This is a genomic window from Viridibacillus sp. NPDC096237 (assembly GCF_050278625.1).
In the GTDB taxonomy this organism is placed as follows: domain Bacteria; phylum Bacillota; class Bacilli; order Bacillales_A; family Planococcaceae; genus Viridibacillus.
This window is the reverse complement of record NZ_JBNNTI010000013.1, coordinates 1-15,648: the sequence shown is the minus strand read 5'-3', so window position 1 is coordinate 15,648 and position 15,648 is coordinate 1. Positions and strand designations below refer to the sequence as shown.

Here is a 15,648-nt window from a genome sequence, read left to right as displayed (position 1 = left end):
TCACCTCTTTATACATATCAATAAACCGTCCCCTACAGGGAAGAATGTGGATTTGTAATCAGGATGATTAATAATCCAATCTGCAAAATGATGTAGGTTGCGGATCATCGTTCTTTTTCTTCTCGGCACATCTTTCATATCTAGATCTGATAGGCCATGCATATACATATTATCGATATATAGAATACCGCCTGAACGAACTAGCGGACTATATTTATCAAAAAAGCGTTGGTACTGACCTTTTGCCGCATCAATAAAAACAGCATCAAAAGTTGGATGATTGCTTTCCACATCCACTTCTAACGCATCTCCTTCAAGTAACTCAATATTCTCTTTAGCAACCGATTGTGCGATAAATTGTTTTGCGTGTTGAATTCGTTCAACATCACGTTCAATCGTCACAACCTGGCATTGTGGTAATGTCTCTGCCATACGAATAGCGGAATAGCCAATGGCTGACCCTATTTCTAAAATAGATGATGGCTGTTGTATACGCAGCATTTGAAGTAATATCTCGATTGCAGGTAATTGCATAATTGGTACATGGTTTTCTTCTGCGAAGCGTTCCATTTCCATTAGCAATTCTGATCTTGGTTGGATGAAGGTTTGAATATATGAATCCGAAATGTTCATACTTTCATAGCTCCTTAAGTATCAAAAATACACTTTATATTAACATGAAAATAGAAGAAAAGCGAGTGGTGCTTTTCTTCTACAGTTTGTTACTTAATATATTTGTCAACATTTCTCAAATGTTCTTCGTACTTTTCTGCGAAATGATTGATACCATTTTTATCCGCTAAGAAGTACAAATATGGCGTTTCAGCTGGGCTAATCACCGCGTCTAATGATTCTTTTCCTGCATTGGCAATCGGTCCAGGTGGTAAACCTTTCACTTTATAAGTGTTATAAGGATCATCTACTTCTAAGTCTTTATATAAGACACGATCCTTATGCTCACCTAATGCATATAAAACTGTTGGGTCTGTTTGTAATGGCATACCAGCTTCAATACGGTTATTGAAAACACTTGCGATTGTTTCTCGGTCAGTTTTAGCTGTTGCTTCACGTTCAAGTAATGATGCAAATGTTAAAAATTCATGTACTGACATATTCTTTTCTTTTAACTGTGCACTATACTGCGTTATCACAGTATTTGTTTGAGCAATCATTTGATCTACAATTTCTTCTAAAGAAGGTTCTTCTTCAAAGAATGCGTAAGTAGCTGGATATAAATAACCTTCTAACGCATAACGAATGTTTTTATTACTCACTTTTTCAGTAATCAGTTCAGGATATTTCGCTTTCATCTTCTTAACGTAAGATTTACTTGTAACAAGCTTCATAAATTCATCTGAGGAATACTTCGTACTCTTCGCCACGCGGTTCCCAATTTGATCGATTGTTAATCCTTCTGGAATAATAAGAGAGAAAGTTGGCTGACGATAAACTTTACCTGTTTTTAAACTTTCAATAATTTCATCGATTGTCATCGATTTTGTTAATTTATATGAGCCTGCTTGGAACTCTGATTCATTTTTAAATTTTGTATAATATTTAAAAACTTTGGCATTTTTAATGATGTTCTTCTTCTCAAGTGTGGCAGCAATTGAATCGAGAGTAGAGCCAATTGGCACTTCGACCTTTACTGACTTGTTAGAATTAGAATCAACAGGTTTTAATGCACTAGATACATAAAAATACATGCTTGTACCGATTATGGCAGTAACAATAATAACGATTAAAGCAATGATGAAAACAATTTTACGGACGGTTTTAACTTCTTTTTTGCGTTCCTTCATTTTGTCTAACATTGCTTTTTTTTGAGATTCCTGGTCCACTAGCTGTCCTCCTATTACCTATCTAAACTATTATCATAAGAAAAAGCGGAATGAAAAAACCATTCCGCTTTCATAAAGGCTTACAGACTACTCTTCACCGAATTCAGCGTCAAGCGTGTTCAATACTTCTTCAACCATGTCCCACTCTTCATCTGTTTCGATTTCTTCAAGTGATTCAAGTTCACCGTCTTCTGATAGTATTGTTTTAGCAGCGAAAACTTCTACTTGTTCACCCTCTTCAAGGCCCTCTTCATAATAAAGTACATATGATTGTTCAGTAGCATCTACTGTAAATTCATAAAGCACAGCATATGTGTGTTCATTGCCTTCTTCATCGATTAGATGGATATGTTTATGATCGTGTTCTTGTTCGTTTGACATGCTTTTCACCTCTTATTTAGATTAAAAATTATTCAGCGTCGATATCTTCATCAAGCTCATTTACAACTTGCTCGATAAAATCCCATTCAGCTTCTGTTTCGATTGGTGCTAATTCACCGTCTTGACCATCTTCAGAAGGAGTGAATGCTGATGCAAAGATTTCTACTTCGCCTTCTTCATCTTCAGTACCGATTACGTAGTAAAGTACGTAAGATTTACCGAATTCTTCTGAGTCAAATGTGTGTAATACTTCGCATAATTGTTCGTTGCCTTCTTCATCTACCACTGTGATGTTGCGTTGTTCTTGTTCTTGTTCGTTTGTCATAATATATTCACCTCATAATTGTTTTCGGTCTAAAAATCCTTGAAGGATCATAACCGCAGCCATTTTATCAATAACCTTTTTTCGATCTTTGCGACGGACATCTGCTTCAATGAGCAAGCGCTCCGCAGCCATCGTTGTTAGACGCTCATCCCATAACGTTACCTCTAAAGAGAAGGTCTCCTCTAATAGCTCTTTATAGCGTTGAGAAGCTTCTCCTCTAGGTCCAACAGTATTGTTCATATTTTTGGGGAATCCAACAACGAATTCCGTTACTCCATATGATTGGACAAGTTCACGAATTCGGTCAATACCAAATTCTTCGTTTTCTTCGTCGATTTTTACAGTTTCAATTCCTTGAGCAGTCCAACCTAGTGCATCACTGATTGCTACTCCCACTGTTTTAGAACCAACATCTAAACCCATTATTCTCATCATTATGCCTCGTTATTCTTTTTAATGTAGAACTTCACAAGTTCTTCTAGTATTTCGTCACGCTCAAGCTTGCGAATTTTGTTACGAGCCTCTTGATGACGAGGAATATATGCTGGATCACCTGACAGCAGGTAACCAACAATCTGATTAATCGGATTATACCCTTTTTCTTCTAGTGCCGCATGAACATGAAGCATAGTTTGCTTTACTTCTTGTTCCATAGATTCTTCCGGAAAATTAAATTTCATCGTTTGATCGAACGAACTCATGCTCAGCACCTCACTTTAAGTTTTTGAAAGTATAAAAAATCTTCTATTCACAGTAAGTATACCGTATTAGAGCTACCATTTAAATAGATTTTACATAATCATAAACAGATTCAAGCGCTTCTGCAAGTTTAGAGCCATCTTTTGCTCCAGCCATCGCCATATCTGGGCGACCGCCACCTTTACCACCGCATTGTTCTGCTACTTGTTTAACGATATTTCCAGCGTGATAGTTACCACCAGCTATATCTTTTGTAACCCCTGCGATAAGCATTACTTTGTCACCTTCATTTGCACCTAAAACAATAACGCTGTTCGACATTTTCTCTTTTAAATCATCCATTAATTGACGTAATTGATTATTGTCTTTTGCGTCTACTTTTGTTGCAAGAACTGTTACTTCACCGATTTTCTTTGCTGCAGATAAGATGTTAGATGCTTGAGCATTCGCAATTTTAGAAGATAGTGCAGCATTTTCGCGTTGTTGTTCTTTGTAATCATTTTGTAAACCTTCAACACGAGCAACCAAATCTTTTGGATTTGCTTTTAATAATGATGCTGCATGTTCTAGAATATGTTGCTCTTCTTTTGCTGCTAAGAAAGCTGCTTTTCCTGTTACAGCTTCAAGACGACGAGTACCTGCTCCAATTCCGCTTTCAGAAACAATTTTAAAGAAACCGATTTGTGATGTGCGTTCTACATGAATACCACCACAAAGTTCTAACGAGTAGTCACCTACTTGTACAACACGTACTACATCACCGTATTTTTCACCAAATAGAGCCATTGCTCCCATTGCTTTTGCTTCTTCGATTGCTTTGTTTTCGATAATAACAGCAATATCACCCCAAACTTTTTCGTTCACAATTTGCTCAATTGTTTCTAACTCTTCTTTTGTAACTTGACCGAAGTGAGAGAAGTCAAAACGTAAACGATCTGGTCCTACATAAGAACCTGCTTGGTTTACATGATCACCTAATGTATCTTTTAATGCACGTTGTAAAAGGTGAGTTGCTGTATGGTTTTTAATCGTTTGATTGCGAGCATCGCGATTAACAACTGCTTGAACAGCATCTTCAATATGCATTTCTCCAGTTTCTACGATAACTGTATGCAAATTTTGACCATTCGGTGCTTTTTGTACGTCTTTAATTGATGCAGAGAAAGAGTCATTCGAGATTGTACCAAGGTCAGCAATTTGACCACCTGATTCTGCATAAAATGGCGTTTCCGAAAGAATAACTAAGACTTCTTCACCTTCAGAAGCTTTTTTCACTTCTTGTCCATTTGCTACGATCGCAACTACTGTTGTTTCAGTTGTTAATGTTTCGTAACCTACAAATGTACTTTCTTGGTTTAAGTTAGCTAATACTTCAGATTGAACATGCATAGAATCAACGTCTTGACGAGCTGCACGAGCACGGTTACGTTGTGCTTCCATCTCTTTTTCAAAACCTTCGTGATCTATAGTCATATTCACTTCTTCAGCATATTCTTCTGTTAATTCAACAGGGAAACCATAAGTATCGTAAAGGCGGAATGCATCCTTACCTGGCACGATAGTTGAATTTGCTGCCTTTTGCATTTCAACTACTTCATTGAAAATAGCTAAACCACCGTCTAATGTTTCGTGGAAACGTACTTCTTCGTTTTTTATTACACGTTGGATGAAATCTTGTTTCTCTTTTACTTCTGGATAGAAGTCCACCATAATTTCGCCAACGGTTGGTACTAGTTCATACATAAATGGTTTTTCAATACCTAATTGTTTTGCATAACGTACTGCACGGCGTAGCAAACGACGTAATACATAACCGCGTCCTTCGTTTGATGGAAGTGCTCCATCACCGATTGCAAATGCTACTGTACGAATATGGTCGGCGATAACTTTGAATGCTTCATCTTTGCTTGCATCAACGTGATATTTTTCTCCAGAAATACGTTCAGTATGCTCGATAATAGGCATAAATAAATCCGTATCAAAGTTTGTTGGTACGTTTTGTACAACTGAAGCCATACGTTCTAGACCCATACCAGTATCAATGTTTTGTTTTGGCAGTGGTGTATATGTTCCATCAGGGTTATGGTTGAACTCTGAGAATACAAGATTCCAGATTTCTAAGTAACGTTCATTTTCTCCACCTGGATATAGCTCAGGATCTGATTCGTCAGCACCGTATGATTCTCCACGGTCATAGAAAATTTCTGAGTTTGGACCACTTGGACCTTCACCAATATCCCAGAAGTTCCCTTCAAGACGGATTAAACGTTCTTCAGGAATGCCTATTTCGTCTTTCCAGATTGTATATGCTTCTGTATCTTCAGGGTGTATAGTAATAGAAAGTTTTTCTGGATCGAAGCCCATCCATTTCGCATCCGTTAAGAATTCCCAAGCATAGTGAATTGCTTCATTTTTGAAGTAATCACCTATAGAGAAGTTTCCTAACATTTCAAAGAATGTATGGTGGCGAGCTGTTTTACCTACATTTTCAATATCGTTTGTACGAATAGATTTTTGCGCATTAACGATACGTGGATTGTCTGGAATAACTCGTCCATCAAAGTATTTCTTTAATGTTGCTACTCCTGAGTTAATCCATAGTAATGATGGGTCATTAATTGGCACAAGTGGTGCACTTGGCTCTTGCTGATGTCCTTTTTCTTCAAAGAACTCGATAAATTTACGACGAATTTCTGCTGCTGTTTGCATTTGTTAATTCCTCCTTTAGACAATAAAAAACCTTCATCCACTATAAAAGGGACGAAGGTTGAAAATTCGCGGTACCACCCTAGTTACAATAGACTGGTCTAGCGTCTATTGTCTCTTCATTAAGCCTTAACGCGGCAAACGACAGGGATTAGCTGTACTCAGGATGAGCTTTCTAGAATGGTTTGTGAAGGTTCTTGCAGCCTAGGAACCTCTTTCTGTGCACATTGCATAATGTACTTTTATCCTTCGTAGTTTTAAGCGATATATATATTGTTAGTTACAAATATTCGAAAATAAGATTGTTTTCAAATATCAACTCAATCTTATTTTAAAAAAGGTCTTTGTATCTGTCAAATCTCTTTTTCAAGAAAATTATAAGGACTAATACCTTTCATACCGATTAAAGGGTGAATATCCAAATAATTTTTGGCATTTAAGGTCTGTTTTTCGATAGATAATTGCTCATCTTGCACTTCGACAATTGTTGTTTCAGTGCTTTCGGATACTTGCGACAATTCAGGTTCTGCTGATTCCATAACGACTTCTAACACTTCCTCTATTTGCAAGCGCTGTGCTAGAGTCGTATTTCTTTGCAGATCATCCGTTCTTAGCATGCCGTATTTAAACACATCAATTTCACCACAAAGTATAAGGAAGTTTTTTGCCCTCGTAATTCCTGTATATAGCAAGTTTTTACGTAACATTTTAGAATAACCACGTACTACTGGCATAATAACTGTTTGAAATTCACTACCTTGTGATTTATGAATTGAACAACAATAAGCGAGGGTAATCTGATTCAAATCACCACGCTGATACGTCACTTCAATACCATCATAGGAAGCTACAAGTAAGTCCTGCTTCTCTATTGTTTCATTTGCTTTGATAATGCTAATTACTTCTCCCATATCACCGTTAAAAACATTGCTATTTGGTTGATTGACAAGTTGTAATATTTTATCACCAATCCGATACGTCACATCACCGAATGCTATTTCCTTACTCTTTTCGGATTTTTTCGGATTAACAAGTTCTTGAATCATTTTATTAATAGCGTCAATGCCAGCCGGCCCTCTGTACATTGGAGCTAAAATTTGCACATCATGAATGGAGAAGCCTTTCTTCACAGCACTTGATACGACTTGTTTGATGACATCAGCTACTTGATCGGAGCTCGCTTGGATAAAAGAGCGATCAGAAGTTTTTGCGAGCATGTTTTGTGGCATCTCGCCTTTTTTCATTTGATGGGCAAGTTCAATAATAGATGACCCGTCTGCTTGTCTATAAACATCTGTTAACTCGATAGTTGGAATTGCTTTAGAAGCGAGTAAATCTTTTAGCACTTGTCCAGGACCTACAGGTGGCAATTGATCTTGGTCACCAACAAAAATAACTTGGCAATCATCATTTAATGATTTCAATAGTTGATGAGCTAGCCAAGTATCAACCATCGACATTTCGTCGACGATGATAAGTCGCCCTCCAACTTCCTTCTCCGTTTCCTCTTCCTTTTCTTGCCCAGTGAAACCAAGCAAACGGTGAATTGTCATTGCTGGTAATTCAGTCGATTCACTAAGACGCTTAGCTGCTCTCCCTGTCGGAGCTACTAATACAATAGGAAAAGGCTCTTCTTTTTCTGCGTACTCTTTTGGATTCAAAGTTAGACCATGAAGCTCTGCATAAACGTCTACAATCCCTCTAACCACCGTCGTCTTCCCTGTACCAGGACCACCTGTTAAAATCATAACAGCTGAGTTAATCGCCTTCTCAATTGCATCCACTTGTGTTTCAGCGTATGAAACACCAAAACGTTCCTCAGCATCACCGATAAATTTCCGGATTTCAGATGTAGGGAACGCAGATTGTTCAGCATTTTTTTGAACTAATTCTGTAATTTTCGAAGCGATACCAATTTCAGAAAAATATAAAGACGGCATATAGAGTCGAGTTTCTTCACCACAAATTTTACTTTCCTCGCGAAGTTCAATACAAGCTTTTGAAATTGCCTCAAACGGAATTTCATACGCTTGACTCATTTCAAGTAAGCTTTTCGCTTGTGGTAAAATATCCTGAGCATCCATATACACATGTCCTTCTGACAAAGCACCAGCATTTAAAAGGTGTAATACCGCAGCTTTAATGCGGTCGGGATGATCGCCTGTAATATGTAGTTTAGCTCCTAATTCATCTGCGCGTTGAAAACCTACACCTTCAACTTCTTCAATTAGTCTGTAAGGATTTTCAGTTAACAGTTGAATAGTTTCATTTTCATACATTTGGTAAATACGGACTGCAAGTTGTGGACCAAAACCCCAGTCATTTAATTGGATCATAATACGATCCAACCCTAAATTTTGTTCAAGTACGGAGCGTAATGTCTCTTTTTTATCTTCCGTAAGTCTTGGAATCTCATCAAGTACATCCGGATTATTAATAATAATTTTGATAGCATCTTTCCCTAACTTTTTAACAATTGTCTCAGCCGTTTTATGACCAATTCCTGGGAATAAATCACTTGACAAATAATGAACTACCCCTTGTTCAGTGCCAGGGATCTCTTTGACAAAAGTATTTGCTTGAAATTGTATGCCGTATTTAGGATGTTGTTTCAATTGTCCTGTAAAACGATACAACGTTTCTTGAACGACAGAAGGAAAAAAGCCTGTCACGATTATTTCCTTCTCTTGATACGTTGTATTCGTTTCTTGGATTTTCAACTTAATGATGGAAAATAAATTCTGAGGATTATGGAAGATAGAGACGACAGGCCGACCGACTATAAATAGCTGTTCTTCTTGAAACAATGATACATTTTCAGTCAACTCTGTCCCCTCCTTTTTATTGGTTCTTCATAGCAATCATATCGTGGATATAACGCGCTTGTTCAAACTCAGGTTGTAATGTAAATGCTTGTTTTAAATGATATAAGGCATCTTCAGTACGCTCAGTTGACACTGCATATAGAACGCCTAAATTATAATGAGCATCTGCATTATTCCAGTCTTGATCGATAACATATTGCAATTCTTTTTGTGCCACATCAAACATTTCTAATGAGCATAGTAAAATTCCATACGCAAGACGAACTTGCACGTCTTCTGGAGCTAATTCCGCTGCTCTTTGTAAATAAGGTAACGCTAATTTTGTTTCGCCAGCGCGTTCAAAGCTCTTACCAAGCATATAAAATGCATCTTCACCTTCAATACCAAGGCGAATAGAGATTTCATATAATTTAGCTGCTTCCATAAAACGTTCGCTATTGTAATATAAATTAGCTAACCCGTAATAGGCTGTTGCTGCTTTTTCATCTAAAGTAATTGCTTTTTGGAAAAAGCGCTCAGCTCTTTCTGTTTCATCCATAGATGCTAGTAAGTTACCAAAGTTGATGTAACCTACTGTGTTATTTGGTTCTTCTTCTATTGCTTGTGTAAAAGCTTTCACAGCATCTTCGTAACGCTTTTCTTGAATAGCTTTTATACCTTGTTCGTTAAAATCCACTAATTCCACTCCCATTAACCAACATAAGTTAGTTTTTTACCGTCTTTAAATACTTCATCAATTGTTGCGCCACCTAAACATTCATCCCCATCATAAAATACGACAGATTGTCCTGGTGTGATGGCACGTATTGGTTCTTCAAAAGTAACACGAACTTTATCCTCACCCAACATTTCAACTTCAACAGGTGTATCTTGTTGACGATAACGGAATTTAGCTGTACAACTAAATTTCTCTTGTTTTTGCTTATTTGAAGTAAAACCTAATTTCACAGCTGTTAGGCTATGAGAATACAGTTTGTCATTATGGAAGTTTTGTCCGACTAATAATATGTTCTTTTCTAAATCTTTACCAAGTACAAACCAAGGTTCACCATCGCCACCAATACCTAAGCCGTGACGTTGCCCAATTGTATAGTACATTAAACCATCGTGTTTACCCATAACTTTGCCATCCATTGTTTCCATATTACCAGGTTGAGCAGGTAAGTATTGGCTTAAAAATTGCTTGAAATTCCGTTCACCAATGAAGCAAATACCTGTTGAATCTTTTTTCGTAGCAGTTGCTAGCCCTGCTTCATGTGCTATTTCACGTACTCTAGGTTTTTCCAAATGACCAATTGGGAACATTACTTTAGACAGTTGTTCTTGTGATAGTTGGTTCAAGAAATACGTTTGGTCTTTATTATCATCTTTTCCTCGTAACATGACTGTTTCACCATTTCGTTCTGCTACTTGTGCATAGTGACCTGTTGCTAAATAGTCAGCACCTAGTTTTAATGCGTGCTCAAGGAATGCTTTGAATTTGATTTCTTTGTTACACATTACGTCTGGGTTTGGTGTACGTCCTGCTTTGTATTCATCTAAGAAGTATGTGAAAACTTTATCCCAATACTGCTTTTCAAAGTTTACAGCATAATAAGGGATTCCAATTTGGTTACATACTTTAATAACATCATCATAATCTTCCGTTGCAGTACAAACACCAAAATCGTCTGTATCGTCCCAGTTTTTCATGAAGATGCCAATTACATCATAGCCTTGTTTTTTCAATAAATACGCAGCAACTGAAGAATCGACTCCTCCAGACATGCCGACAACAACGCGTGTTTTTGAAGGGTCTTTTGTTGCGTTCATAACATTCACCTTTTTTCTTTTATTTCGCTAAGCGTTCTATAATTTCAACCGTTTTAGAAGCAGCTAATTGAACATCCTCTAAAGTGAGCCCAAGTCCGAAGCTAAAACGAATTGAATTACGCAGTTCTGGTGCACCTTTTCCGTACATTGCAACTAACACATGCGATGGATCGATTAATCCAGCCGTACATGCAGAACCACTTGAAGCTGCGATACCTGCCATATCTAAATTTACTAGGAAGGATTCCACATCCATACCTGTAAAACTAATGTTCAATACATGTGGTAAATAGTTAATTCTATCACCATTAACATGATAAACAATTTTAGCTTGATCAAATGTATTTAAAAATAGTTCTTGGAATTCCATAAATTCTTGCTGTTTCACTTCAAAATTTGCTTGTGCAATTCGTACTGCTTCTGCAAAGGCACCAATTGCAGGAATACTCTCTGTTCCTGCTCGACGTTTACGCTCTTGTTCCCCACCAAGCAATGTGGATTGTAATGGTGTATTTTCACGCTGATATAGGAAGCCTATTCCTTTTGGTCCGTTCAATTTATGAGCAGAAACCGAAAGTAAATCGACTTGCAAATCTTCCACGTCAAATTTCTCCATACCATAAGCTTGTACTGCATCTGTATGGAATGTTGCCTTGTGACCTTTTAATAGAGAGCCAATTTCTTTAATCGGCTGTATAGATCCTACTTCATTATTACCATATATGATTGTTACTAATATCGTTTCATCAGTTAATGCTTGTTGTACGTCTTGAACAGAAATAACGCCCTGTTCATTGACAGGTAAATACGTTACTTTAAAGCCTTGTTTTTCAAGACGTTCGCAAGTATGCAATACTGCATGATGTTCGATTTGAGAAGTAATAATGTGACGACCTTCATTACGGCGAGCATATGCCGTACCGAAAATTGCTAAATTATCTGCTTCAGAACCACCACTTGTCATAATGATTTCGTGGTCTTTTGCACCAATTGACTGCGCTAATATCGTTTTTGCATCGTCCAAATATTTTCTTGCATGACGTCCAATACTATGAATACTAGAAGCATTACCGTACACAGAACCCATAAGGTCAGTCATTTTCGCAATAACGTCTGGATGCATAGGTGAAGTGGCTGCATGGTCTAGATAAATTTCTTTCATCGTAAAAAACTCCTATCAAATTCGCCTTGGCATATTTGTTCCTACCGCTTTACTTTCGTCGCAGAAAACAATGCTCACAGATCAATATCGAACTTACACGATATAAATCTGTGGCATTTGCCTAAGGCTTTAACTTAATTCAGCCGGGGTTTGACCTCCACTGAATTATATATATCTGTTGCATTCATCTCATCAATTAATAAAATGATAAGATAAATTCATTTAGATATAAAACATATAGCCTTCATCAGAATCTTGTTCTTTATAAGCGGCTAAATCCTCTAAAGATGTTGTATCTAATACATTTTTCACTGCATCACGAATATCCATCCATAGCTGTCGCTGAGGTGGTGCTTCGTTTTCAATTCCTTCAACTGGCTGAATCGGTCCTTCAAGTACACGAATGACATCAGCTGCTGAAATTAAATGCGGTGGTTTGGATAACATATAGCCACCATAAGCTCCGCGAACACTCTTCACTAAACCTGAGTTTCTAAGGGGTGAAACAAGCTGTTCTAAATAAGCTTCTGACAAATCATTGTCCGCTGCAATTTGTCGCAAAGGAATTGGACCTTGCCCGTATTGTTTAGCTAATTCGATCATAATTGTTAGACCATAACGGCCTTTAGTTGAGATTTTCAAAGTATACACCTCTATATAGTAGCTTACATTTATACGTTAAAGTATAGCATATTTCCTTCCATTCTACTCGGGAATGCTTTATCATAAATGTTACAAGTTGTAAAATAGAACAAATGTACGAGAGGAGGCAATTGTTTTGCCAAATGAACCACTCGCATTCCGCATGCGACCACGTAACTTAGATGAAGTCGTCGGACAACAAACCATTATTGGAAAAGATACTACTTTATATAAAATGATTTCAAACGGGCATGTTCCTTCCATATTACTATACGGCGAACCCGGAATCGGAAAAACATCAATTGCCTATGCTATTGCCGGTACTTCTCATCTGCCATTCTTTGCCCTTAATGCCACACGCGCAGGAAAGAAAGATGTTGAGGACGTCGTCGCAGAATCACAGTTAACAGGTAAAGTACTACTGTTTTTAGATGAAATACATCGTTTCAATAAATTACAACAAGACACATTATTACCCCATGTAGAAAATGGCTCTATTGTATTAATCGGTGCGACAACCGAAAATCCCTTTCACGATGTGAATCCAGCCATTCGCTCACGCTGTGGTGAGATTAAGCAGCTTAAGAGATTAACATATGAAGATATTGACGCACTAGTGTTACGCGCTTTAGAAGATAAAGAACGTGGACTTGGTCGCTATACAATACGATTAAGCGATTCACAACGTGACAAAATAGTGGTCGCAGCACACGGTGATGCACGAAAAGCATTAACATTATTGGAGTCTATTTATTACGCTTCTGATGAAGTAAATAATGAAACGATTGTACAGGATGATACAGTCAAAAATCTAGCAGAACGTATCGGGGTATTTGGAGATAAAAAAGGTTCGCATTTTTATAATCTATTATCCGCTTTACAAAAGTCAATCAGAGGTAGTGATACGAACGCAGCACTCTACTATTTAGCGCATTGTCTAGAAAATGGAGATTTAGTGGCCGTTTCACGTAGATTACTCGTTATGGGCTATGAAGATATCGGTCTTGCAAATCCAGAGGTAGGTGGGCATGTTTTAGCCGCTATACAAGCAGCTGAGCGCCTGGGCTTACCTGAAGCACGTATCCCATTAGCACAAGCTGTTATTGAAATGTGCTTAGCATCCAAATCAAATTCAGCGATATCAGCAATTGACGCTGCCATCGCTGATATTCGCGCCGGGAAAACAGGAGATATTCCTATGCATTTACGTGACGCTCATTATGCAGGAGCGAAAACATTAGGTGTAGAAGGTTATCAATATCCACATAACACCCCTATCGGTACATTTGGCGGATGGGTCAATCAAGAATATTTGCCTGACGAGCTTGTCGGCATTGAGTATTATAAACCTGTCATTGCCGGCGAAGAAAAACGCATGGCTGGAATTTATGATAAGCTGAAATCGTTTAAAAAGTAAAAGCGATTCTTACAATACTATTAATCGTCTTGACTATTTGAAAATATCGATATTTTGGCCTCTTCTTCAAACGAAAATAGAAGGGTAGATAAGCAGAAGAAACTTGCTTTATCTACCCTTCTATTTGAAGCATAAGAATAAAGTTTACTTAATCCATCTTTTTTAGCTTTGGTATTTTAATATACATAAAAAATAGACTCTTTTGAAAAAAGTTTGATCTAAATAGCCCTTTCCATTATTAACATCAATACTTTTTTATAGGAAGAAGCTCAACCTTTCTATTCGTATAATCAATGATCAAGCGTCCATTTTTAGCAATATCACTCCCAAAAACTCCATCTAACTTAAAGAAAGTAGCAAGTTCTATCAATACCTTACTTACGTTGTACAAGCTGATGGATTGATCATCATTCAGATAAACATTTAAATTTTCTAGGTTATCTATTTCTTTTTCTATTCCCCCTCCTATGCCTCCAATTTGAACAACTCTTTTCTCTATTTTCAGATCTTCAATTTTTGATAGGAGAGGTTGTCCAAAATGGGACTTATTTGCCCCGGTGTCTAATCCGAAAAACAAGGGAACTTGATTCTTTGACTTCACTTTCAAAATTGGATAACCACAGAAGAAAAGGTTGTTCTCCGCATCATCTTTTCGTTTTGGTTTCTGAATTGTTACTTTGTGCTGACTATAGTCAATTTCCAAATAGATATGTTGAATGATATCCCATCCAATAATTCCATCAATAATTATAGTCTCTTTCGTATTAGGGTTTTGAATCGTTAACAAATCATCCATTAACACCAATGTAGGCTGGTTACGAATCGATAAATCCTTTATTACAATTGAATCCATTAAGGCCAAATCGGTACCCGAGCTTTGATTAGCTGAACCTTCCACCTGAAATTCTGTATCTTTCATTAAGTTTATTTGACAATCTTTTGCTAAAGAATTAGAAATGACAGTCATCATTGCTCCAGTATCTAGCCAAAAGCATTTCTTATGTCCATTAATCATTATCTCAATCGTTGGTGAGCCAGAGCTGCTTAGTTCCATAGGAATACATATTTGGTTGTTTTGAAAAGTGAATGTAGTTTGTTCAAACTGACTACAAGCTTGCGCAATTAATCTATTACTTTTTTCTATACTAGGTTCATCAAGAAGACCGAGAAGCTCTATTTGTTTCCATTCGGATTTAACAAAATAAAGTTGAAATAATAGTTGAGCGCATACACCCCGTAATGAAAGATTTTGAGAATTGCAATAAAGATGTTTCAACTTCTCAGCAGCTAAACCGTCTTTTCCATTTGTAATTAGTTTTAATGCAGATTCAAATTCTGTATGCTCATTATCCATTTCTAGCGTAGCAAAATGAAACTCTCCAATTCTTCTATAACTTTCAATTCATCCACCCCTATAAATAAATTATTTCCCCTGAAATTAAATGATATTTATATTTTGATTCTTTTAAATCCCAGTATTGAGATCCTCTTCAAAACACTCCCCCACTATTGGTATAGTCGTTATTATTAACCTTACCCATAACAAGTTAACTAATTATACTATTTTTATAAATTTCTGTATATTTCTATATTTAAGAATTTTGGTTAAATTAGAGAAGCAACTATTAATCCATTCCACTCTTGTTCATTTATCTTTTTACCTTAGATAGAATAAGCAGACACTATTTTCAGTTGCTGTTATCATTATTAAAGAACTTTAATGTTTTTTAAAAATTTATCAGGTGAGTTAATTTCATAATTCTGAGCTCAGTCATATCAACGTCTTTCAGACAATAAAAAACAGGCACCTCCCCAAATTCGGTATAATGGTAGCGACA

General features: G+C 36.9%; 14 protein-coding genes and 1 other annotated feature. Of the genes, 1 reads left to right on the top strand and 13 read right to left on the bottom strand.

Annotation, left to right across the window (positions count from 1 at the left end):
* From ACQKMD_RS09475 to cymR, 12 genes are all read right to left on the bottom strand, one after another.
* On the bottom strand, positions 1–633 hold the full coding sequence (locus tag ACQKMD_RS09475) for an O-methyltransferase (protein ID WP_427751461.1): 633 nt from the start codon (positions 631–633) through the stop codon (positions 1–3).
* An 89-nt stretch (positions 634–722) separates the two neighbouring features.
* Positions 723–1,841 carry an endolytic transglycosylase MltG gene (gene mltG / locus ACQKMD_RS09470; RefSeq protein WP_427751460.1) on the bottom strand — a complete coding sequence of 373 codons (1,119 nt, stop codon included), beginning with the start codon at positions 1,839–1,841 and terminating at the stop codon, positions 723–725.
* 87 nt (positions 1,842–1,928) lie between these two features.
* Positions 1,929–2,222 carry a DUF1292 domain-containing protein gene (locus ACQKMD_RS09465; protein ID WP_427751459.1) on the bottom strand — a complete coding sequence of 98 codons (294 nt, stop codon included), beginning with the start codon at positions 2,220–2,222 and terminating at the stop codon, positions 1,929–1,931.
* A gap of 28 nt (positions 2,223–2,250) precedes the next feature.
* Positions 2,251–2,547: a DUF1292 domain-containing protein gene (locus tag ACQKMD_RS09460; RefSeq protein ID WP_427751457.1), complete on the bottom strand. Its 297-nt coding sequence runs from the start codon at positions 2,545–2,547 to the stop codon at positions 2,251–2,253.
* A gap of 12 nt (positions 2,548–2,559) precedes the next feature.
* The gene (ruvX, locus tag ACQKMD_RS09455; RefSeq protein WP_427751456.1) at positions 2,560–2,979 is read right to left on the bottom strand and encodes a Holliday junction resolvase RuvX; all 420 of its coding nucleotides are present in this window, start codon (positions 2,977–2,979) and stop codon (positions 2,560–2,562) included.
* Between the two features lie 2 nt (positions 2,980–2,981).
* A complete protein-coding gene (locus tag ACQKMD_RS09450; protein ID WP_038187270.1) occupies positions 2,982–3,248 on the bottom strand; it encodes an IreB family regulatory phosphoprotein in 267 nt (88 codons plus the stop codon).
* 79 nt (positions 3,249–3,327) lie between these two features.
* Positions 3,328–5,955 carry an alanine--tRNA ligase gene (gene alaS / locus ACQKMD_RS09445; RefSeq protein ID WP_427751455.1) on the bottom strand — a complete coding sequence of 876 codons (2,628 nt, stop codon included), beginning with the start codon at positions 5,953–5,955 and terminating at the stop codon, positions 3,328–3,330.
* Between the two features lie 44 nt (positions 5,956–5,999).
* Positions 6,000–6,214: a binding site (T-box leader), on the bottom strand.
* A gap of 91 nt (positions 6,215–6,305) precedes the next feature.
* Positions 6,306–8,777 (bottom strand): SF1B family DNA helicase RecD2, encoded by a 2,472-nt coding sequence (gene recD2 / locus ACQKMD_RS09440; protein WP_427751453.1) that lies wholly within the window; start codon positions 8,775–8,777, stop codon positions 6,306–6,308.
* A gap of 16 nt (positions 8,778–8,793) precedes the next feature.
* Entirely contained in the window at positions 8,794–9,453 is a 660-nt protein-coding gene (locus ACQKMD_RS09435; protein ID WP_427751452.1) for a tetratricopeptide repeat protein, read from the bottom strand.
* 14 nt (positions 9,454–9,467) lie between these two features.
* The gene (mnmA, locus tag ACQKMD_RS09430; protein ID WP_427751451.1) at positions 9,468–10,589 is read right to left on the bottom strand and encodes a tRNA 2-thiouridine(34) synthase MnmA; all 1,122 of its coding nucleotides are present in this window, start codon (positions 10,587–10,589) and stop codon (positions 9,468–9,470) included.
* Between the two features lie 19 nt (positions 10,590–10,608).
* Complete coding sequence (locus ACQKMD_RS09425) at positions 10,609–11,751, bottom strand: cysteine desulfurase family protein (protein ID WP_427751450.1); 1,143 nt, start codon at positions 11,749–11,751, stop codon at positions 10,609–10,611.
* 222 nt (positions 11,752–11,973) lie between these two features.
* A complete protein-coding gene (cymR, locus tag ACQKMD_RS09420) occupies positions 11,974–12,393 on the bottom strand; it encodes a cysteine metabolism transcriptional regulator CymR (RefSeq protein ID WP_427751448.1) in 420 nt (139 codons plus the stop codon).
* Between the two features lie 136 nt (positions 12,394–12,529).
* Here cymR and ACQKMD_RS09415 point away from each other — a divergent pair, with 136 nt between their 5' ends.
* Positions 12,530–13,810, top strand: coding sequence for a replication-associated recombination protein A (locus ACQKMD_RS09415; RefSeq protein ID WP_427751446.1), 1,281 nt, complete (start codon positions 12,530–12,532; stop codon positions 13,808–13,810).
* Positions 13,811–14,054: 244 nt separating this feature from the next.
* Here ACQKMD_RS09415 and ACQKMD_RS09410 read toward each other — a convergent pair whose 3' ends face one another.
* Entirely contained in the window at positions 14,055–15,164 is a 1,110-nt protein-coding gene (locus ACQKMD_RS09410) for a retropepsin-like aspartic protease (protein WP_427751444.1), read from the bottom strand.
* Between the last annotated feature and the right edge of the window lie 484 nt (positions 15,165–15,648).

Excerpts from the sequence above, each read along its gene's own strand:
- ACQKMD_RS09475 (WP_427751461.1), bottom strand. The coding sequence starts at position 633 with ATGAACATTTCGGATTCATATATTCAAACCTTCATCCAACCAAGATCA.
- alaS (WP_427751455.1), bottom strand. The coding sequence starts at position 5,955 with ATGCAAACAGCAGCAGAAATTCGTCGTAAATTTATCGAGTTCTTTGAA.
- ACQKMD_RS09460 (WP_427751457.1), bottom strand. The coding sequence starts at position 2,547 with ATGACAAACGAACAAGAACAAGAACAACGCAACATCACAGTGGTAGAT.
- ACQKMD_RS09425 (WP_427751450.1), bottom strand. The coding sequence starts at position 11,751 with ATGAAAGAAATTTATCTAGACCATGCAGCCACTTCACCTATGCATCCA.
- ruvX (WP_427751456.1), bottom strand. The coding sequence starts at position 2,979 with ATGAGAATAATGGGTTTAGATGTTGGTTCTAAAACAGTGGGAGTAGCA.
- ACQKMD_RS09410 (WP_427751444.1), bottom strand. The coding sequence starts at position 15,164 with ATGGATAATGAGCATACAGAATTTGAATCTGCATTAAAACTAATTACA.
- mnmA (WP_427751451.1), bottom strand. The coding sequence starts at position 10,589 with ATGAACGCAACAAAAGACCCTTCAAAAACACGCGTTGTTGTCGGCATG.
- ACQKMD_RS09465 (WP_427751459.1), bottom strand. The coding sequence starts at position 2,222 with ATGTCAAACGAACAAGAACACGATCATAAACATATCCATCTAATCGAT.
- ACQKMD_RS09450 (WP_038187270.1), bottom strand. The coding sequence starts at position 3,248 with ATGAGTTCGTTCGATCAAACGATGAAATTTAATTTTCCGGAAGAATCT.